The organism is Parasediminibacterium schistidii (genome assembly GCF_046546515.1).
Taxonomy (GTDB): domain Bacteria; phylum Bacteroidota; class Bacteroidia; order Chitinophagales; family Chitinophagaceae; genus Parasediminibacterium.
Window position 1 is genome coordinate 120,958 of record NZ_JBKHKJ010000002.1, and the last position, 21,936, is coordinate 142,893.

Genomic DNA, 21,936 nt, shown 5'->3' on the forward strand with positions numbered 1-21,936 from the left:
TCTAATATTTTTAAAATGAAATACTCGCACCAGCCGAGATTGTCCTTGCCCTTGGATAAGAAGAGTAATCAAATCCTGGTGTCAATGCAGAGTTTCTTACGGAAACCTCTGGGTCAAACCCAGAATATTTTGAAATAGTAAAAACATTTTGAGCAGATAAAAATATTCTAGCCGTTTTTAGCTTAGCCTTTTTTATTACATTAACAGGCAAGTTATACCCAATGGAAACTGTTTTCAGCCTTATATAGGAACCATCTTCAACTATCCTGCTAGAATAGGCATAAGGACCCTGCCCGCCTACCCTAAAAATATTGGTGTTGGTGTTTTGAGGTGTCCACCTATTTTGGTAGGTAGTAAACTGATTAAGGTTAATAATATTGCTGCCATCAAATTTTAGCCTATTGGCATTGATGATATCATTGCCGTAAGACCATTGAAAGAAAATATTTAAATCAAAACCTTTATAGGTAAAATTATTAGTAAACCCACCAACATGGATAGGTTCGCCCCTGCCAATTACAGCTAGGTCATTGGCATTAATGGTTCTATCGCCAGACAAGTCTTTGTATTTAATATCTCCCGGTTGTATTTGGTTTCTTGCATTACCATTGTCGGTAACGTTGTCTTTTAAAATGTATTTTCCAGAGGGGGTAATCGTAAAATCACTCTTTTGATAAACGCCATCCCATACATATCCATAAAGCTGGGATATTGGAAGATTGGTTTTTGCTATATAAGGAGATAAACCATTATAGTTTCCATCCCAGCTAACAAAAGAAGAAAGGCTCTCTTGATTTTGTGTCAATTGCAAAACCTTGCTTCTATTGAAAGAAATATTAAAAGAGCTATTCCATGTAAAGGTTGGCGTAGAGATATTGGTTGTGGATATGGTTATCTCCAATCCACTGTTTCTTACCTTTCCTATATTCTCAAAAACATTGCCATATCCTTCAGTAAAAGGCAGGTTTGCATTAAGCAATAGGTTATAGGTAGTTTTAGAATAATAATCTATAGTCAGGTTTACCTTTTGTTTAAACCCAGTTAAATCAATACCTAAATCAGCCTGCCGTGTTGACTCCCATTTTAGGTTCGGATTCCCCAAAACAGAGGGATATGCACCATTGTTCACACCGTTTGTAAGCAGGTTATTGAATGGATAACCTGCGGCGATGCCTAAGTTTTCTTGAGACAATGGGGCAAAATCGCCTACCCTGTTATTACCAGTTATCCCATAACTAAACCGTAGCTTTCCTTCGTTCAGCCAATCATTCTTTGGCATAAAAGGCTCGCTGGTAAACCTCCAAGCAACAGCACCTGAAGGGAACAAACCCCATTTGTTAGAAGCACCAAATTTAGAAGAGCCATCATCCCGTAAAGATGCAGTAAGCAAATACCTTGATTTATAGGCATAATTAACCCTTGAGAGGAAGGAATTTAATGTCCAAAGCGAATTGTAGGATGCTACAAAAGTGGGTGTACCCTGGTTTAAACCACTAACTCCTAGTGCATCATCTGGAACGTGTATGGCAGAAAACCCATAAGCAGCATTGGTGTGTTTCTGGAATGTAATGCCTGCCAATACATTAATGGTTTGATTTTCGCTTATTTTTTTGTTGTAAGTAAGTGTGTTTTCATTCAACCATTGAAAACTTTCTGCATAATTAATGGAACCATTAGGTCCACTGGAACCAACCGGGCTTTGTGTATTGCCATATACCGTATTTGAATTATTGAAAGCATCGGCACGTTGAATATCATAATTAATACCGGCGGTTATTCGTAACTTAAGCGTTGGCAATATGGCATAGTCAAGGTATAAGTTGGAAATAATATTATTATCCATATTATTTCTCATTTCGTTTCTTAACTCTATAGATGGGTTATACCTGTAGTCGTTTAAAAGCACTATGGCCGTATCAAAAAGGTTGTCAACCAAATAATTGCTTATAGAACCAGTTACCGGTCTGTATCCTAATACGCCATACATTAAGTTTAAAGAGCCATTAAAGTCTGTTTGGGATGGCGTTGTGCCAATATATTTTACCGAGCTGATGTTTGTATTGATTCCTATTTTCAATTTGTCATTAATAGTTTGATCTAAGGAGAACCTACTTTGGTAACGCTTGTATGAACTATTGATTACAATCCCATCTTGGCTTAAAACAGAGCCAGATAAAAAGTATTTGGTTTTTAGTGTGCCGCCTGCAATAGATACTGTATTGTTGATCATTGAAGCTGGCCTAAAAACTAAGTCTTGCATTTTTAACCCAGCTACATTTTTATATGACTCTAAAGTAAGCCCGTTTTGAAAATACCGTAGGGGGTTGGCTATTGTATCAATTTGTGTTTGTAGCTTCACAAATTCGTAAGGACTCATCATCTGCATTTTTTTGAGGATCCGCTGGCTACCATAAGTGGTGGTATAATTTATTATAGGCGCTCCCTCTTTTCCTTTCTTTGTAGTAATAATAATAACGCCATTTGCACCCCTTGCACCATAAATTGCAGTAGAGGATGCGTCTTTCAAAACTTCAATAGATTCTATTTCGGCAGGGTTTATGAGGTTGTTATTTGGATCTTCTACCGGAAATCCATCTATAACATACAATGGTGAATTGTCCTGCGTAATAGAGTTATTACCCCTAATAATGATGCTTATTGGCGAGCCGGGTTGTCCATCTTGGGATGCAACCTGCACGCCTGCAATACGCCCTGCCAATGCTTCGTCAAAAGACTTTACTGGAGCTTTCTGCAAATCAGACATATTAACCTTGGAAACTGAACCAGTAACATCACGCCTTTTTACTTGCCCATACCCAACAACAATTACGTCATCCAAATTTTTTTCTAAAAGTTTCAATGAAACTGCAATATAAGACCGCTGCCCAATGGCAACCTCGGCAGAAGCATACCCAACGAATGAAAAAATTAAAACCGGGTTTTCAGAAGGCGCAACTTCAATCGCAAAAGTGCCATCTTTTTTAGTTGTTACCGTTTTATTGCTACCCTTTAGTTTTACGCTAGCTAGTTCTAAGGGTTCACCTTTTTCATTAAGTACTTGCCCTGTTATTTTTTTTAATGGTTGACTTTTGACACTATCGACTGATACCGAGACCGCCAATTTTTTTTTTTCGTCTTCAATGGGGTAAAGGATAAGCTGGTTGTTAACTACTTTGTACCCAATATGAAGAGATACAAATTCAATATCCAAAAAATCTTTTAATAGTTTGTCTTTTACAGCAAATGTTAGCTTCTGCGAAGCATTAATAGCATTGCCACTAAATCCAAATTTGATGAATAATTGGCTTTCAATCAATTTAATAACCCTTTTCAAAGGTGCATTATTAACCTTTAAAGTCAATTTTTTGTCTACTATCGATTGTCCATTTCCATCGTAGGCATACAAAACACTACAAAAAAAAATAAATAGGCTTATTTGTAAGAAAGTCGTTTTCATTGCAAACAATGGCATAGCAAACTTTCGCTGCTTTTTTTTCATATATGACTTATTTTCTAGCAATCTTCAATTTTACAAAAAGCTCCAAGCTTTACATTTGGCTATTTACTTTTATGTAAGTACCAGTTATCGTGAACAAAATTTTTAATTGTATTAAAATTAGCAATTAAGGAACCTTGCACCCTTTTCCATTAATTAATATTTTAGTACCAATTATTTCATAGTTTGATTTTGTACTTAAACAAATAATCGAAAATTTAGTAAATAAATCTTGGTCTCCTAAATATCCTGTATAAGTGCAATTATTAATATCTGGATTAGATAATATTATTTCTACACCATAAGCATCTTGTATATCTTTAAAAACTTTGCTAAGGCTAGCTTGGTCATAAACAAAAGCAGGGTTTACATCTTTTTTGTCTATTGGGTGTATCACTAGCCCTTCTTTTAGCTTGATGAGTGGCATTGGATTGTCTACTATCTCTGCATCTAAATGCCTATTTGATTGCTGATACCTAGCCTGCTGGTTTGGGGAAACAACTACAGGGGCTGTCCTGTTTTCATTACTTTTTATCAATCTGTCATTTTCAGAAACCTCCACGCGGCCTGTACGTACTTTCACAAATAACTGCCGTGCCGAGTCGTTGGCTCCCATGTAAAAACTTGTTCCCAATACTTTGGTAACTAATTGCTTGTAATAAACATAAAATGGCTTTCTTGAATCCTTAGCTATTTCAAAAAAAGCAGCCCCTTCTAAATAAACTTCCCGCTTGTCTGTTTTAAAGGATGACGGATAAAACAACTTGGAATTACTTTTTAGGGTAACCAAGGAGCCATCTTCTAGTGCTATTACCTTATCTTGGTTTTCTTTGTTTTCATAAACATAGTCTTGCTTTGGGATTAGCGAAGCAAACTTAGCCTCAAGCGAAGCATTGCTAGCTTCATAAAAATAATATGCTCCTGAGGCAATAATAAAGACACTGGCGGCAGCTATCCACCTAAACATTGATATTCGCTTGCTTTTTTGATGAATATTTTTTACTACCGCTTTTTTCGATTGCCTTATCTCACCAAGTATTTCATGTGCAACAAGAGGAGACAAAATAAAGCCCTCATCAGGCAATTCTTGAAATGAAAAAAAATCTTTTTCATAATTATTGGCAACTATTTGGTCATAATTGCCCGACGACAACATCTCGAAGAACTCGTTGTGTTCCTCGTTCTTCAATTCCCTGGAGAGATATTTTTGTAATAGGGAATAAAATTTATTGTTATCAATCATTATTGCGAGCAGATTTAATATTGTCTATTTTTACTAAACGCTAGGAATAACTACAAGGAGTACAAAAAAGGAATATTTTTTTTGAATTTATAAGTGCCAATCTTTTAAAATGAAAAGTACTGAAAAAAGCAATCCTTGCTTTAGCAATTCGCCTTTTATTGACTGTAAAGCCCTTGACATGTGTGTTTTTACTGTCAGGGGAGATATACCTAACCGCTCGCCAACTTGCAAATAGGTTAATTTTGATTCACGTACTAAGGAATAGACTTCTTTTTGCTTTAAAGGGAGTTTGTTTATGATAAAAGTCAACAAATCTTCGTATTGCTTATCTATCACCTTATTCAAGGAATTATTTTCGGAAAACTCTGTAAGGGTGTTTTCGCTAAGGCTTACAGTTTGCCATTCCCTTGATATTTTACGAAGCTGATCTATGCAATGATTTTTAGAAACCAATGCTAGCCATTTTTCAAGATGCTGCCAATCGTTCATTTCATCTTTTGCAAACCACAGTTTCAAAAAAACATCCTGAACTGCTTCTTGAGCTAATATTGGTGAAACGAGATATTTTAAAGACAACTTATAAATCCTGTTCTTATACTTATCAAATATAATTTGGAAAGCATACTCGCTGCCTTCGTGAAGCAATCTTAAAATTCTCTTTTCTTCTTCAAAATGTAGAAAATCACTCACAAATTATTGTACTTTAATTATACATTCATTAAATAAACGCAATTAACTTCTTTGGGATTGTAAAAATATGGTTTTGATATTAAATAAGTGTAAAAATAACACTTTTATTAAAATCATTCTTAAAAAGACATTTTTACAATTGCATTTGTCTAGAAGTGAAATGGTTAGCTATTACAACTTGAGTATTAGATGTCAATCTCTTACTATCCGCTTTATAAACTTAAAATGTCTTGCAATGCAATCAGTTGCAATGCTTTTTTATGTTTATAGCTATCAATATGATGGCTTCAAAAGTGTATACAGAGATATGGCTTTGGCAATTCTCTAAAACAAAAAAGGTTCTAATCTCTTACGCTCCGCCAATATACTTTTAAAATGCCTTGCGAGTAATTGAACTTGCAAGGCATTTTAATTTTAAGTACGACTGACGTAGGCAGAAAGAACATTGCTTTTATGTCTCTTGTGTCTTTTATCCCCTCACACCGAATGGCATTCTAGTAAAAGAACATGCCTATATTTGCAACCCACTAAAAGCTCAGCTATGTGCAAAAAGTGGCTAAAAAAGTAAGTAATGTTTAACAAAAGGGTAAAAATAAAAGAACTGCTCGCCAGCGATGAAACAGGGCAGCAAGTTACAGTAATGGGTTGGGTACGCACTTTCCGCAACAACCAGTTTATAGCTTTAAACGATGGCAGCACTAACAATAATCTACAAGTAGTGGTTGAATTAGGCTTTCTTGACGATGCAACCCTTAAACGCCTTACAACAGGGGCTTCCATAAAAGCAACGGGTACAGTTGTGGCCAGCGTGGGCAAGGGGCAAAAAGTAGAAGTAAAAGCCACCACACTGGAAATATTGGGCGACTGCGATGCAGAAAAATACCCCTTACAACCCAAAAAGCATAGCCTAGAGTTTTTAAGGGAAAAGGCACACCTACGTTTCCGGACTAATACATTTGGTTCGGTTTTCCGTTTGCGGCACGCTTTAGCATTTGCTGTACACCAATTTTTTAACCAAAAGGGTTTTGTGTATTTGCATACGCCCATCATCACATCCAGCGATGCTGAGGGTGCGGGCGAAATGTTCAGGGTTACTACACTGCCCATGGACAATCCACCTAAAACAGAAGCAGGTGAAATAGATTATTCGGAAGATTTCTTTGGCAAAAGCACCAACCTTACCGTAAGCGGTCAGTTAGAGGGTGAGTTGGGGGCAATGGCTTTTAGCGAGATATATACGTTCGGCCCCACTTTCAGGGCAGAAAACTCCAACACTACACGCCACCTAGCGGAGTTTTGGATGATTGAACCCGAAATGGCTTTCCACGATATTGAAGACAATATGGATTTGGCAGAGGAATTTATCCAATACCTTATCCGCTATGCCATGGAGCATAACTTGGAAGACCTTGAATTCCTAGATCAACGCCTAGCTGAAGAAGAAAAGCAAAAGCCCGTGAATGAAAGGGCAGAGTTTGGCTTGATAGAAAAGCTGAAAATGGTGGTGGACAATAAATTTGAACGCATCACTTATACCGAAGCTATAAAGATATTGCTAGACAGCCCCGCTTACAAAAAGAAGAAATTCAAATACGAAGTGGGCTGGGGCATAGACATGCAGAGCGAACACGAGCGCTACCTTGTAGAAAAGCATTTTAAAAGACCAGTGATTGTAACAGGCTACCCGGCAGCTATCAAGGCATTCTACATGCGCCTGAACGACAACTGTGAGGAAGGCCTCCAAACAGTGGCCGCCATGGACATTCTTGCCCCTGGCATTGGCGAAATAGTAGGCGGTAGCCAACGGGAAGAACGTTTGGACAAACTAGAAAAGCGCATGGGCGAAATGCACATACCCTTGGAAGAAATGAGCTGGTACCTAGATACCCGCCGCTTTGGCAGCGTGCCGCATGCTGGCTTTGGCCTTGGCTTTGAGCGTATGGTGCAGTTTGTAACCGGCATGGGCAATATCCGAGACGTGATAGCCTTTGCAAGGACACCGAAGAATTGCGAGTTTTAAAATACTGTTTTTTTATATTACTAATCCCGTTTTGCGAAAGCAGGCGGGTTTTTTTTGTGCTAAAGCCAATATTTTCTATTTCTTAGAAATACATTAACCCAAATGCACCATTTATCAAATATCATTTGCTACTTCTTTTTTTGAGTTGCTTGTGGGTTTACAACTGCTATTGTAATTCAATTTTCCCCCACTATGGGGGCATTTTTGGTTGCTCATGGGGGCATATTTCCCCCATATAGGATTGTCCTTTTGCACAGCTCCCAAATTAATCCCAACTTTGTAATATATGCCCCCTTGTTTTCGTTGGTTCAACCCATATTTTGCAGTTGACTTCGATATGAAAGGTTCAAATTCAATCAAAACAAGTGCCTACACGAAGCCCGCCGGCTATGAGGCAAAAGGGCTGAAAAGAGGTATTTTAGGATAAAAAGGCAATTAGGCATAGAATAAATTTTGATGCGTTTGCCGTGGTCTTTGAAGTAGTTGGGGTTTGTAATAGATTTCAACTGCAAAATCTGGGTTAAAAGAAGAACTTGGCATCTTGGCCTTGCCCCCGCACATGATGTTAGTTGGCTTAGTAAAATGATAATCCACTATCAAAATCTTATCCGTTTCTTATCAATAAATTATTATTCTATTAGCATAAAACTATCATTCCATTATCAATAAATTATCACAAAATTCACATAAATTATAATAAAAAATGAAGCTAAAAAAACATAAAAAGCTGAATATCAATGAATTACAGGCAAAAAAGGGGAGATAGCAAAAAAATAAACCACCTAAAAACAAAAAATAACCCATTTTTATGAACTCTAGCGTACTCAAAAAAACACGAAAAATCACTCACTTTTCACGCACAAAACACTCACCTTTCAAAACATAAAATCCCTGTATTTCGATGAGTTATGATGCAGGAATGCCTAAAAATTAAATTCAGGGTGTCAAAAGCCAGCAAAACCAAGCGGGCAATGCCCCTGAAAATGGGTACTAAAAGTTTTAGCTCTGCTCCATCAAGGTTACATTAAATACTAGGTTGGCACTCACCAGCACCTCAAAAAAGAATTGGCCTATTATTTTCTATGCTCAACCATTCGTTTGTATTGCTGTTATGCTAATAAATATTCCATTTCTTTTAACATTTTATAAATTACAGGCAGTTTGGTTCAAGTAATTTTACCAATAATAGAAAAGGGTATATAAATTGCCTAAGCCAGATTAATTGATACAACGCATGGAAAAAGTGATTTTGGTAGATGAAAATGACATAGCAATTGGGGAAATGGAAAAAATGGAAGCCCATGAAAAAGGGCTGCTGCACCGTGCGTTCAGTGTTTTTATTTTCAATAACAAAGGCGAGATGCTGCTACAGCAACGTGCTTTAAAGAAATACCATAGCGGTGGTTTGTGGACCAACACCTGCTGCAGCCACCCAATGCCGGGCGAGGAAACCTTGGCAGCCGCCAACAGAAGGCTAAGGGAAGAAATGGGCTTTGCCACCCCTTTGAAAAAAGCATTCGACTTTAGCTATACTGCCCAGTTTCAAAACGGGCTTACCGAAAATGAATTTGACCATGTATTCATTGGTTATTACGATGGCATCATCGCCCCTAATTTTGAAGAGGTAGAAAACCACGCCTACCGCTCCATAGAAAGGCTAGATGCATCCATTGAAGCAACCCCGGAATTTTATACAGAATGGTTTTTAATTGCCTACCCCAAATTAAAGGAGTGGATGGAGGAACAGGCAAAAAGCCAATAGGCAAAGGGGGCATCAAGAAAATATTTCTTAAAATCTGCACACCGCTCAATAAAACTTTTCTAGTGCTTAATAACTTAAAACCTAAAACTCAAAACTCAAAACAAAAAAAAGCCATCATCATCGGTGCGGGCATTGCTGGGCTGGCAAGTGCCATAAGGCTAGCAGTAATGGGCTTTGAGGTAGTGGTGTTTGAAAAAAACAGTTACCCGGGTGGCAAGCTATCTAATTTTGAAAAAGATGGCTACCACTTTGATGCAGGGCCCAGCTTGTTTACCCAGCCAGAAAATATTGAGGAACTATTTGCATTGGCAAAAGAACCAATTGAAGATTTTTTTAGCTACCAACCACAGCCCATTGCCTGTAAATATTTTTATGAAGATGGCACGGTTATAAATGCCTACACCAATACAGATGCTTTTGCTAAAGAATTAGAACAAAAGCTGGGGGAAGATGGCACTAAGCTAAAAGCCTACCTGCTACAAGCTGCAAAAACCTATAACGATATTGGCAGCATATTCTTAAACTATTCGCTGCATAAGTTTTCTACCCTTTTAAAAGCCCCGATAGGCAAGGCAGTTAGGGCAGTAAAAGCTGCTTTTTTATTCAAGACATTGGACCAAGTAAACGAAGCCGCATTTACCAAGCCACAAACCGTGCAATTGTTCAACCGATACGCCACCTACAATGGCAGCAACCCCTACAAAGCACCGGGCATGTTGAGCCTAATACCGCACTTGGATCATAACATTGGAACATTCTACCCAAAAGGGGGAATGATTTCTATTACAAATGCTTTGCATAAACTGGCGGTGAAAAAAGGGGTGCAATTCCATTTTAATACACCTGTGGAAAGTATAACTAATGACGATAGTATGGTAAAGGGTGTGGTTGTAAATGGAGCGCAACATAATGCCGATTTAGTAGTGAGCAACATGGACGTTTATTTCACCTTTAAGCACCTGCTAAAAGATGATAAAAAAGCCACCCAGCTTTTAAAGCAGGAAAGGAGCAGCAGTGCATTTATATTTTACTGGGGCGTCAATACAACATTCCCACAGTTGGAACTGCACAATATCTTTTTTGCCACAGACTACAAAGCAGAATTTGAGGCATTGTTTACTACCAAAACCTTGCACGAAGACCCTACCGTTTACATCAACATCACCAGCAAGTGCGAGCCAGGCCTGCAAGCCCCATCCGGGAAGGAAAACTGGTTTGTAATGGTAAATGCCCCGGCAAATATTGGGCAAGACTGGTCAGCTTACCAACAATCATACAGAAAAGCCATCATCAACAAGCTAAACAGGCTACTGAAAACCGATATTGAATCATTGATAGAAGTGGAAGAAACATTAAGCCCTATTGATATTGAAACCAAAACAGCAAGCTATATGGGTTCGCTATACGGTACCAGTTCCAACGGTAAAATGGCTGCTTTTTTCCGGCATCCCAATTTTTCAAACCAAATAAAGGGCTTGTATTTTGTAGGTGGCAGCGTACACCCCGGCGGCGGCATACCCTTATGCCTGCAAAGTGCCAAAATAATGAGTGAAATAGTCAGTGAATTATTTTGAATTTTAAGTTTTAAATTATTTTGCCTCGTTAATATAAAGTATTACTAACGTTACTAAGCTATAATCTTTCTTCTCTTTTTTTCTTGGTGCTGCTTGGAGTCTTCGTGTCTTCGTGGCAAGAAATACAAGCCTTTTAATCACAAGTACTTCACAATTAAAAATACTTGTCCGCTAGTATTTCCTTTGCACAAATAGGTTTGCTATTTTTACACCATGGCTATTGAACAATTAGATTTATTTGGCAACGCTGTAACCATCTATACAGAAAAGGAAAAGGCAGAGATGGCTAAGGCGGATTTTGCGGCTGCTACAAAGGGCATAAAGCCCTCTGCGGCGGAAGATACAGAAGCTGTGGTGGTAGAGGAATTGCAAAAAGCAACTGAACCTACCGCATCTGCCATTGAAGCATTGTACAACAGGCCTGTGCCAAAAGAGGCAGAAAAACCAATTGCCACTGAAGTTTTTCCCTCCGTTGATGCCAAAGCCCCCGTAGACGAAGTTGTTTATAGCGACCAGCAAATAAGGGTGAAAATAAAACCCAAAGCTACCCCCGCCCCAGAAATAGAAATTGCAGAAAAAATAGAAGATATAGCTGTGGCCACACCTGTTGTAATCGTAAAAAGGGGCAGAAAGAGCTACAAGGAACTGGAAGTATCATCCGACTTGATTAATATCCCTGATGATGAAACCCTCCAAAAAAAACTGTACCACGGCATTGGCGAAGTGGCAGAATGGTTTGGGGTAAACACCTCGCAAATACGTTTCTGGGAAAATGAGTTTGATATTTTGCAGCCCCGGAAAACAAAAAAAGGCGATAGGCTGTTTAGGTATGAAGACATTAAAAACCTGCAACTCATCCACCACTTGCTGCGAAACAGGAAGTTCAGTATAGAAGGAGCCAAGGATTATTTGAAGGCAAACAAGCAACACGCCGACATTCATTTTGAATTAACGCAGTCATTAACCAAATTCCGCTCCTTTTTGCTGGAGCTAAAAGCAAACCTAGGCACATGAAATGGATAAATACAATACTTTTTACCTCCCTTTTGCTGGCTACGGCCTGTTTATCATCTAAAAAAGCAATGAAAATAGACTTTAAAGTAGCTAAAGACGAAAAGAAAGACGGCCACAAAATGCTTGTAGGCATTATAAACCGTGCCATGCTGCAAAATGATACTGCCTTTGGCTGGTTTAAAGAAAACAGCCAGTATGGGCTGCCAGACGCCACGGCGGTAAAAACATTCCGGTTACAAAAAGCAAAATTCAGCATGGTTGTTTTTGGCGGAACTTGGTGTGAAGATACCCAAAACCTACTGCCTAAGTTTTACCAATTACTCGATGCCAGCGGCTACCCCGAAAGCCAAATAACACTAATAGCGGTTGACAGGAAAAAAGAAACCATCCACAACCTGCATACAACTTACCATATTAACAATGTGCCCACTTTCATTGTATTGAAAGATGGCAAAGAAGCAGGTCGCGTGGTGGAATATGGAACTATGGGGGATATAACAAAAGAATTGGGGATGATGGTGGCAAGGTTAGAAAAATAAACTGAAATAGATTGATGATGAACTAGAAAATATTAAACCCGGATTTTGCAGTTGACTTCGTTATGAAAGGCTCAAATGCAATAAAGACAAGTATTTGAGCCGAATTTTTGGTCGAAAACATAGTGTACTATGGCAAGGCCAAAAAATCAAGCAAATGCTTGTGTTTGAAGTATTTGGGGCTTGCAATAGATTTCATCTGCAAAATCCGGGTTAAAACCATAAAACGATACCATTGCCACCAACAGCTAATGGAAATTTTCCACGCCATCAAGGGTATGCCGAGGAAGAATAGTTGGAGTGTTGATAGTTTTTATAAAGGATTATGACGACAAACATTTTTTGTTTCCACAGCTAAGCCCATCGGAAGCCCCATTACTAATTAATAACTAATTTTTGCCTGTTTGCTGGTTTATCCTTATTTTTAGCCATAGCCTAAAAAAGCCTTTCCCCAATTCAATCAACAGTAAACATGAAAATAGCAGAAATAAAAGTATTGAAGGGCCCTAATTACTGGAGCATCAGGCGGAAAAAACTAATCCAGATGAAATTGGATCTGGAAGAAATGGAACAACGCCCTACCAATGTGATAGATGGCTTTTTAGAAAGGCTCACCAAGCTTTTCCCTACAATGTACACGCACAGGTGCAGCGTGGGTGTAGAGGGAGGTTTTTTTCAACGCGTGGCAGAAGGCACATGGATGGGGCATGTGATAGAGCATATAGCCTTGGAGATACAAACGCTTGCCGGGATGGATTGTGGCTTTGGCCGTACCCGTGGCACGGGCAACGAAGGGGAGTATTATGTGGTGTTTGATTATATGGAGGAAGATGCAGGCGTATTTGCAGCCAAGTCTGCTTTCCGTATTGCCGAAGCATTGATTAATGGTGCTGATTATGCCTTGGAAACAGATATACAAGCCCTGAGGGAAATAAGGGAAGACACTCGCCTGGGCCCAAGCACGGGCAGCATTGTGGAAGAAGCTGCAAAAAGAGGCATCCCATATATTAGGCTGAATAAACAAAGCCTAGTGCAGCTTGGATATGGCGTGCACCAAAAACGCATCAGGGCTACTATTACTAGCAATACCAGCGATATTGCCGTGGACATTGCAGGCGACAAGGAGGAAACCAAAAACCTACTGAGTACTGCCGAGATACCCGTTCCGCAAGGAACAGTAGTGCGGACAGAAGAAGCCTTGAAAGCTGCTATAAGCAGGTTTGGCTATCCATTGGTAATAAAACCCATTGATGGCAACCATGGCAAGGGCAATACCACCAACATAACCACCTGGGAACAAGCCGTAAAAGCCTTAGCCGCCGCACAGCAATATGGCAGGAGTGCCATTATAGAAAAATTCATAACCGGGTTCGATTTCAGGGTTTTGGTTATCAATTACAAGTTTGTTTGTGCAGCCCTGCGCACGCCAGCCTCTGTAATTGGGGATGGCATCAACACCATACAATGGTTGATAGACGAAACCAACAAAGACCCTCGCCGTGGCTATGGGCATGAAAAAGTATTGACACAAATAACCATCGACCAGTTTACACAAAAAATGCTGGACGAGAAAAATTATACCCTCGCTACCATCCCCCCTGCTGGCGAGCTGGTTTTGCTAAAGCCTACTGCCAACCTTAGTACTGGCGGCACTTCTACAGATGTTACGGATGAAGTGCACCCTGAAAACATATTCCTGGCAGAACGCATTGCCCGTATTATTGGCCTTGATATTTGCGGCATAGATATCATGGCCAAAGACCTCCGCAGTTCTATTTATGAAAATGATGGCGCCGTGCTGGAAGTTAATGCTGCTCCCGGTTTCAGGATGCACATAGAACCTTCCGAAGGGATTGCCCGCAATGTGGCAGAACCGGTTATCAATATGCTTTTCCCGCAGGGTACAAATGGCCGCATACCTATTATTGCCATTACAGGCACCAATGGTAAAACCACCACCACTCGCCTTACTGCCCATATTTGCAAAACGGCTGGCCGCAAAGTAGGCTACACTACTAGCGATGGCGTTTACATACAAAACCAATTGATGATGAAGGGCGACTGCACCGGCCCATTAAGCACAAAATTTGTATTGAGAGACCCAACGGTTGACTTTGCCGTGCTGGAATGCGCAAGGGGTGGAATCTTAAAATCTGGGTTGGCTTTTGACAATTGCGATGTAAGCATTATTACCAATGTAACTGCCGACCATTTGGGGCTAGGCGGCATAGAATCGGTAGAGCAGATGGCTAAAGTAAAGGCAATAGTGGCCGAGACTACATTTAAGCATGGCTTCGCCATTTTAAATGCAGATGATGACCTTGTTTACAACATGCACGAAGGGCTTGATTGCAATGTGGCTTATTTCAGCATGGATGAAAATAATCCGCGCATTAAAAAACATAGTAAAACAGGCGGTTACTCGGCAGTATATGAAAATGGGTATGTAAGTATCTTAAAAGGCACTTGGAAAATAAGGGTCATTAAAGTAAACGAAATCCCTATCACTTTTGGCGGCAAAGCTACGCACAATATCATGAATACCCTGCCTGCGGTGCTGGCAACCTACCTTTTCAAGAATATTACTATTGAAGATATTAAAACGGCTTTAAGCACCTTTACGCCATCGCCTACGCAAACACCGGGCAGGCTAAACTTCTTTGAATTCAAGCATTTTAAATTCCTGGCCGACTTTGCACACAACCCTGCTGGGCTGGCTTTGCTATGCGATTTTATAAGCAAGCTTGACGGCACGCCAAAAGTAGGCATCATTAGTGGCACGGGCGATAGGCGGGATGACGACATACGCGAACTAGGCCGCATCAGTGGCCGCTATTTTGACGAAATCATCATCAGGCAAGACAACCATTTGCGTGGCCGTACCGCCGAGAACATTGTAAACCTATTGATTGAAGGCATTAAAGAAACACAGCCCCATGAATTGCCCCTCAAGATTATCTACAATGAAAAAGAAGCTATCTTATATGCGTATAACAATGCAAAAAAAGGCAGCCTAATTACAATTATGTGCGATGTTATTTCAGAAGCACTAGACCAGATAAAGAATTTGAAAGAGAATGAGGAACAAGGCACGCTTTAAATAGATAGCCACAAAGATACGAAGGCACAAAAAGGCACAAAGGGTTAAGGGAAAGGCAAAGCATATAATTTTCCTTCGTTTTTCTTTGTGCTTTTGTGCCTTCGTGGCAGATTGTTTTATGCCCACTTATCCCAGCATTACAAAACCAATCCACCTATCGTTTACATTTGAAACATGAAAAAGCAACAGTTCCTGTCTTTGGGCATATTGGCTGGCGTATTGTTATTTGAGGCATGGCCAGTAGGGCCATCCTGTTTTCTTGTTTTCATAGCACTGGTGCCATTACTGATTTTGGCTGACAAAACTACCAAGCGACTGTCTTTTTTCATTTTTACTTTTGTTGGTTTATTAATTTTTAATGCTGCTACCACTTGGTGGATATGGAACAGTACCGATATAGGCAGCGTGGCAGCCATCGTGGCCAATAGCCTGCTGATGTGCATCCCTTGGTGGGGCTTTCATTTAATGCTGAAAAAATATGGGCGAAACATGGGTTATGTTTCCCTTGTTTGCTTTTTGATGTTGTTTGAATACATACACCTCAACTGGCAGCTAAGCTGGCCATGGCTTACCCTTGGCAATGTGTTTGCAGCCAACCCCAACTGGGTACAATGGTATGAATATACTGGCGTGGCTGGCGGCACTTTATGGGTATTGCTGGTAAATATTTTTATTAAACTGGCTTTGGGCAGTTGGGTAAATCTAAAAAGGGCAATAATGCCAATGGCTGTGATTTTGTTGTTGTTGGTTGTTGCCCCGTTGGTAACATCATACCTAATTTTGGCTAACAAGAAAAACAATACCCAGCCAGTAGCGGGCAATGTATTGATGGTGCAGCCGAACATAAACCCATACCAAAAATTTGAAGCAGGCAATGCTGCAAATGAAATACAGCAAATGATAGCTTTGAGCGAAAGCAATATAGACAGTGCTACCAAACTGATACTTTGGCCAGAAACCGCCCTGAGCGTGCCTTCTTGGCAAGACAAGATAGACAGCAACGCTAACTATAAACCCGTGTTTGCTTTTTTGCAACGCCACCCCAATGCCACCTTATTGTCCGGCATAGAAACCTTTAAAAATTACGGCACAGACAAGGCAACTGCCACCGCCCGCAAGGCAGACGATGGCAGTTATTACGATGCGTTCAACAGTGCCATTTTCAAAAATACCAACCAGTCATTCCAGTTGTACAATAAAAGCAAGCTGGTACCAGGGGTGGAGAGCATGCCCACTTTCCTTTATTTTTTAGCCCCTGTATTTGAAAAATTTGGCGGCACCACAGGTGGCTATGGCAGCAGCGACAGCAGCAAGGTTTTTGCTGTGGAAGGCAACCCATACCATGCTGCACCCGTTATTTGCTACGAAAGTATTTATGGCGAGTATGTTGGTAGCTATGTAAAACGAGGGGCAAACTTAATAGCAATTATTACCAACGATGGGTGGTGGGGCAATACGCCCGGCCACAAGCAGCACCTGCAATATGCCCGTCTGCGGGCAATAGAAACAAGGAGATGGGTAGCCCGAAGTGCCAACACAGGCATAAGTGCAGTGATAGATGATTATGGTAACATAATGGCTACGCAGCCTTGGAACAAAGTGGCGGTGATAAAATATTTTGTACCCACCACCACCGTGCTTACCTTTTATGTACAACATGGCGATTGGCTGTATAAAATAGCGGGGTTTATTGCGGCATTATTGATAGCTTGGCATGGTTATGTATTGGTGAAAGGTTTTATTGTTAGCCGCAAAGAAAAGCAGATATAGCCACGAAGGCACAAAAACACAAAGAAGCACGAAGGGTTAAAGGGAGATAAAAAAGTGCAAAGCCCCGAAGGGGTGTCATATACTAGCGATGGGTATAGCCCATCGAATGAAGATATAGCCACGAAGCCACAAAAACACGAAGAAGCACGAAGATGTTAAGGAAATAAGAAGGGTTCATAAAAGTTTGTTTGCTCAATTGCTTTGTTAGATTTGACAACTTGATTTGGTAACTTTCCAAAAGTTGCCAAATCTTAAAAGGGTCTTCTTTTCTTGTTTCTTTCCTTTGTGCTGCTTTGAGTCTTCGTGTCTTTGTGGCAAGATATGTGGCAAGAAAAAAATTAGATAATCATGCAATCAAATAATTTTCAATATCTATCTTTCACTATCCATTACCGGGTAACTGGCAGGGGTGTACCCTTAGTGTTGCTGCATGGTTTTGGGGAAGATGGCACTGTATGGGATGAGCAAGTAGCCTACTTGGCAGGCAAAGCCATGGTGATTGTGCCAGACTTGCCTGGCTCTGGGGCATCGATATTGAAGAAAGAAAATTTTACGGAAGAAAATAAAGGCCTGTTAAATAAAATTGAATTTTATGCAGATGTAGTAAACGGCTTGTTGCAGCATCTGAAAATTGAAACTTGTATATTGCTAGGGCATAGCATGGGCGGGTATATTACACTTGCTTTTGCGGAGAAATACCCAACGCTGGTAAAAGGTTTTGGGTTAATACACTCCACTGCTTATGCAGACAATGCCGAGCGTAAAGAAAAACGGGACAAGGGCATAGCCATGATGGAAGAACATGGCGGTTACGCGTTTTTAAAAGCCAGCACCCCCAATTTATTTACAACCTTGTTTAAACAAAAATACCCTGAACGGGTTTTTGCATTAATAGAAAGGGCAAAAGGCTTTGACACAGAGGCTTTGCAATGCTACTACCGTGCAATGCGGGATAGGCCAGATAGGGTGCTCGTTTTAAAAGAAAGCAAAGTGCCTGTGCTGATAGTGGCAGGGCAAGAAGATATTGTAGTGCCTTTGGACGACTTGTTGCAGCAATCGCACATAGCCAATACCACTTATTTTCATATACTGGAAAATGCTGCCCACATGGGCATGTGGGAGGCAAGAGAGGAATTAAACAAGGCTATTGGCAATTTTGTTGAGGAGATTAAATTATGAACCTTTATCGGGTTCACAACCCGATAAAGGTTTTTCGCTCTGCCCCTCGCCATTGTTATTGCTCCCTCTCCTTTTGGAGCTAGAGAATATGCACATCTTTTTTAGGTCTTTTTAGTGTAAGCAAATAGATAGATAGATGCAAGGGAATTCTATCATAAAATCTCTTGCATTTTGTCGGTGGATGGCTCCCCCTCGCCTTCGGAGAGGGGGTTGGGGGGTGAGGTCGGGGTTGGGGTGAGGTTTAATTATAACCAGCGAAATTTTTTATGCACCCATTAACATAGCTTTAAGCATCATTCGGCAGGGTTGGCATATCTTTTTGTATATTATTCAATAACCTTGTGTTGCATCTTTTGCAGTACTTCAAGGGTTATTAATTAAACTAAGGCAGCTAAGTGATAATAAGCGTCCTATGTTTTCTCTTTTTTCCTTCATCGGCTATGTGCCTATGTATCTATGTGGTGAGCAACCCTAAAAATTGGATGTACAACCATGAAGTATAAAGCCATTTTACTCATCATTTGTTTGTATTCTATTGCCAGCCAGGCCATTGCCGGGCATATAGCTGGTGGTGAGGTTTTTTATACATTCATGGGCAAAAATGCCACAAACGATTCTTCCAAGTACCATATTACGCTACGCTTATTCAGGAAATGCCACCCTTTGTCAAACAACGGCCAAGCGCCTGCCGAGCTACCCGACGACTTATACATGGGCATCTATAAAAACACTGACTCTTCAGACATAGTAAGCAGCGGCCTAAGGGGTACAGATTTGTTTTATGTAAAAAGAAGCTCTAAAATCCAGATTAACCTTAATACCTACAACCCTTGTATTAAAAACCCCCCAGAGGTTTGTTATGAAATTGGCTTATATGAATTTGATGTTTTGCTTGCAGATATTCCAGAAGGATATACAGTAGGCTACCAAACCTGCTGTCGGACCAACTTTATTGAGAACGTGCAGCCCCAATTTATTGCTAACCAGAATAGTGCTGCTGAGGGTGCCACTTATGCCTGTGAAATACCGGGTACCAATGTTCTGGGCAAGCAAACCAATTCCAGCCCTGTGTTTGCTGTAAAAGACACTACGTTGGTGTGTGCAGGCTCAAAATTCAAACTAGACTTTAGTGCTACTGATCCAGATAGCCGTGATTTTGGCGATTCGCTTTCTTATCAATTTTGCTCGGCTTACAACAGGGGCAATACAGACAATGCCTATTCCATAGATTACTCAAACCCACCTTACCAGCCAGTTACTTATAACTTGCCTTATTCAGGCAGCCAGCCACTGGGGCCATTGGCTTTTATCAACGACACCACGGGGATTATATCTGGCATTGCGCCGGAAACAACAGGTGCTTATGTGGTAAATGTGTGCATCACCGAATGGCGTAAAGGGCGGCCAATCAGCTCGCACAGGAAAGATTTTACATTGGAAGTAACGGGCTGCTTGTTGTCAGCAGCAGCGCTTAGCCCAACTTATCCGAATTGCAGCGATTCTACTGTGCCTTTTCATAACTTAAATGGCGACAACCCTAACTACAAATACAAATGGTTCTTTGGGGATGTAAATAGCCCGATAGATACTTCATCCTTGGCAAAACCAACGCATATATATTCAGACACTGGTACTTTTACAGTAAAGCTAAATGTGGAATTGCCAGTAAATAATTCAACCAACGGCACCTGCAAAGATTCTACAACTGCAATTGTAAAAATATATCCCGGGTTCAAAGCCAACTTTATTGTAAAAGCCAGTTGCATCAACAATCCCTACCTTTTTATAGATTCTTCCTATACCAAATATGGGAAAGTAGATAACTGGCAATGGGATTTGGGCGAGCCAACCGTAACCACGGATACCTCTTCCAAGCCAAATGTCAGTTACCTATACCCCACCACGGGCAAAAAAACGGTAACGCTTTCCGTGGTTAACACCACTGGCTGCGTGGATACCAAAACCGAGGTAATTGACGTGGAGGCAAACCCTACACTGCATTTGCCTTTTAAAGACACGCTTATCTGCTACCTCGATACCATACAGCTACACGTAAATGAGGTAAACGCAAGCGGGAAGGAAAAATTTGCCTGGACACCCAAGCAATTTATTATAAACGACAGTACGGCAAACCCTTATGTTTATCCAACTGATACAGCATGGTACTATGTGCATGTGGCGGATCAAGGCTGTTTTGGCAATGACTCGGTAAGGGTAAATGTATTAAAGTCCATCACGGTAAACCTTGGGCCAGATACCATTGCCTGCAAGGCAGATACATTCCACCTGAATGCTGTTAGTAATGGCTTGTCTTTTATTTGGACCAGCAACACGGGCGACATTATTGCCCCAGTACAGAAACCATTGGTACAGCCAGTAGTCAACCCTACTTACTACTATGTAGTAGCCCGCTTGGGTAATGGCTGCAAGGCAAAAGACACTTTGCAGGTGCAGGTATTCCCCTATCCCGGCGTGAATGCTGGGGTGGACGCTGCCGTGTGTTTTGGCAAAACAGTACCACTACATGGCACAATAGTGGGCTCGGTGTTTTCATGGTCGCCGGGTACAAAGCTCCTGCATTCAGATAGCACGATTTTGAACCCTGTTGCCGTTCCAGATTCCACAACTGGATATGTATTAACCGTGATAGATACAGCCAAATTAGCTTGCCCCAAGCCCTCTAGGGACACCATAAAAGTAGTTGTTTACCAAAAAGTGAGGATAGATGCAGGCAGCGATACCTCCGTGGTAGCAAACCAGCCTTTGCAGTTTGCTGCCACAGGCAATGTGGACACACTAACTACCAATTATTCATGGGTTACACTAAGCGGCCTGCCCACGTATATGGATAACCCCAACATTTACAACCCCATTGCTATTTTGCCTCCAAGTACAGACTCCGTTACTTATATACTAAGGGTATCAACGGACAAAGGGTGTTTTGGAGCAGATAGCGTAAAAGTGCTAGTTTTTAATACCGGGCCAGAAATATTTGTGCCATCTGCCTTCACGCCCAATGGCGATGGCAGGAACGATGTGGAAATACCAATACCCGTTGGGTTGATAAAATTGGTTTATTTTAGCATTTACAATAGGTGGGGGCAGTTGCTATACACTACCAACCAACTAAACCAAGGTTGGGACGGCAACTTTAAAGGCGAGCCGCAGCCACCTGGCACTTATGTGTATGTAACGGTAGGGGAAGATTATCACCACAAAGTTTTTTATAGGAAAGGGACAGTAGTGTTGATACGATAAGGTTACATAAAACTTTTTCGCTTTGCCCTTCGCCTTCGGAGACGGGTTGAGGTGAGGTTTAACTACAAAATGCGAAAAACTTTTATGCACCCTTAGCTTTATCCTGATACCCCCCAATCTATAAAAATCTTATCTTTGTGCTAGAAATGCACTTGATACAAACTAATTACCAAACTAGTGTCTTAGCATCCCAATCGTAGTTCTTTTTTTACTAATATTAAGATAGTTGTAGTCTCAAAATTTGGTCTTGTATTTATGGCTGTGAAATATGCACAAATCAAGCAGAAAATAAGC

General features: G+C 40.6%; 12 protein-coding genes. 9 read left to right on the forward strand and 3 right to left on the reverse strand.

Going from position 1 to position 21,936, the window contains the following annotated elements:
• Nucleotides 1-10 precede the first annotated feature (10 nt).
• The 3 genes from ACHFIY_RS01745 to ACHFIY_RS01755 form a co-directional block, all read right to left on the reverse strand.
• Nucleotides 11-3,499: a SusC/RagA family TonB-linked outer membrane protein gene (locus ACHFIY_RS01745; protein WP_410844320.1), complete on the reverse strand. Its 3,489-nt coding sequence runs from the start codon at nucleotides 3,497-3,499 to the stop codon at nucleotides 11-13.
• A 124-nt stretch (nucleotides 3,500-3,623) separates the two neighbouring features.
• The gene (locus ACHFIY_RS01750) at nucleotides 3,624-4,685 is read right to left on the reverse strand and encodes a FecR family protein (protein ID WP_410844321.1); all 1,062 of its coding nucleotides are present in this window, start codon (nucleotides 4,683-4,685) and stop codon (nucleotides 3,624-3,626) included.
• 141 nt (nucleotides 4,686-4,826) lie between these two features.
• Nucleotides 4,827-5,429 carry an RNA polymerase sigma factor gene (locus ACHFIY_RS01755; protein ID WP_410844322.1) on the reverse strand — a complete coding sequence of 201 codons (603 nt, stop codon included), beginning with the start codon at nucleotides 5,427-5,429 and terminating at the stop codon, nucleotides 4,827-4,829.
• A gap of 571 nt (nucleotides 5,430-6,000) precedes the next feature.
• On the opposite strand from ACHFIY_RS01755, the gene asnS reads away from it, so the two are divergent.
• From asnS to ACHFIY_RS01800, 9 genes are all read left to right on the forward strand, one after another.
• On the forward strand, nucleotides 6,001-7,449 hold the full coding sequence (gene asnS, locus ACHFIY_RS01760) for an asparagine--tRNA ligase (protein WP_410844323.1): 1,449 nt from the start codon (nucleotides 6,001-6,003) through the stop codon (nucleotides 7,447-7,449).
• 1,234 nt (nucleotides 7,450-8,683) lie between these two features.
• Nucleotides 8,684-9,211 (forward strand): isopentenyl-diphosphate Delta-isomerase, encoded by a 528-nt coding sequence (idi, locus tag ACHFIY_RS01765; RefSeq protein ID WP_410844324.1) that lies wholly within the window; start codon nucleotides 8,684-8,686, stop codon nucleotides 9,209-9,211.
• 62 nt (nucleotides 9,212-9,273) lie between these two features.
• Nucleotides 9,274-10,785, forward strand: a complete 1,512-nt coding sequence (gene crtD, locus ACHFIY_RS01770; protein ID WP_410844325.1) for a 1-hydroxycarotenoid 3,4-desaturase CrtD — start codon at nucleotides 9,274-9,276, stop codon at nucleotides 10,783-10,785.
• 213 nt (nucleotides 10,786-10,998) lie between these two features.
• The gene (locus tag ACHFIY_RS01775) at nucleotides 10,999-11,799 is read left to right on the forward strand and encodes a MerR family transcriptional regulator (protein WP_410844326.1); all 801 of its coding nucleotides are present in this window, start codon (nucleotides 10,999-11,001) and stop codon (nucleotides 11,797-11,799) included.
• Nucleotides 11,796-12,338, forward strand: coding sequence for a thioredoxin family protein (locus ACHFIY_RS01780; RefSeq protein WP_410844327.1), 543 nt, complete (start codon nucleotides 11,796-11,798; stop codon nucleotides 12,336-12,338). Before ACHFIY_RS01775 ends, ACHFIY_RS01780 begins: the two co-directional genes overlap by 4 nt.
• A gap of 469 nt (nucleotides 12,339-12,807) precedes the next feature.
• On the forward strand, nucleotides 12,808-15,435 hold the full coding sequence (gene cphA / locus ACHFIY_RS01785) for a cyanophycin synthetase (RefSeq protein WP_410844328.1): 2,628 nt from the start codon (nucleotides 12,808-12,810) through the stop codon (nucleotides 15,433-15,435).
• A gap of 174 nt (nucleotides 15,436-15,609) precedes the next feature.
• Complete coding sequence (gene lnt / locus ACHFIY_RS01790; RefSeq protein ID WP_410844329.1) at nucleotides 15,610-17,205, forward strand: apolipoprotein N-acyltransferase; 1,596 nt, start codon at nucleotides 15,610-15,612, stop codon at nucleotides 17,203-17,205.
• A 348-nt stretch (nucleotides 17,206-17,553) separates the two neighbouring features.
• Nucleotides 17,554-18,384 carry an alpha/beta fold hydrolase gene (locus tag ACHFIY_RS01795; protein WP_410844330.1) on the forward strand — a complete coding sequence of 277 codons (831 nt, stop codon included), beginning with the start codon at nucleotides 17,554-17,556 and terminating at the stop codon, nucleotides 18,382-18,384.
• A 492-nt stretch (nucleotides 18,385-18,876) separates the two neighbouring features.
• The gene (locus ACHFIY_RS01800; protein ID WP_410844331.1) at nucleotides 18,877-21,642 is read left to right on the forward strand and encodes a PKD domain-containing protein; all 2,766 of its coding nucleotides are present in this window, start codon (nucleotides 18,877-18,879) and stop codon (nucleotides 21,640-21,642) included.
• Nucleotides 21,643-21,936: the final 294 nt, after the last annotated feature.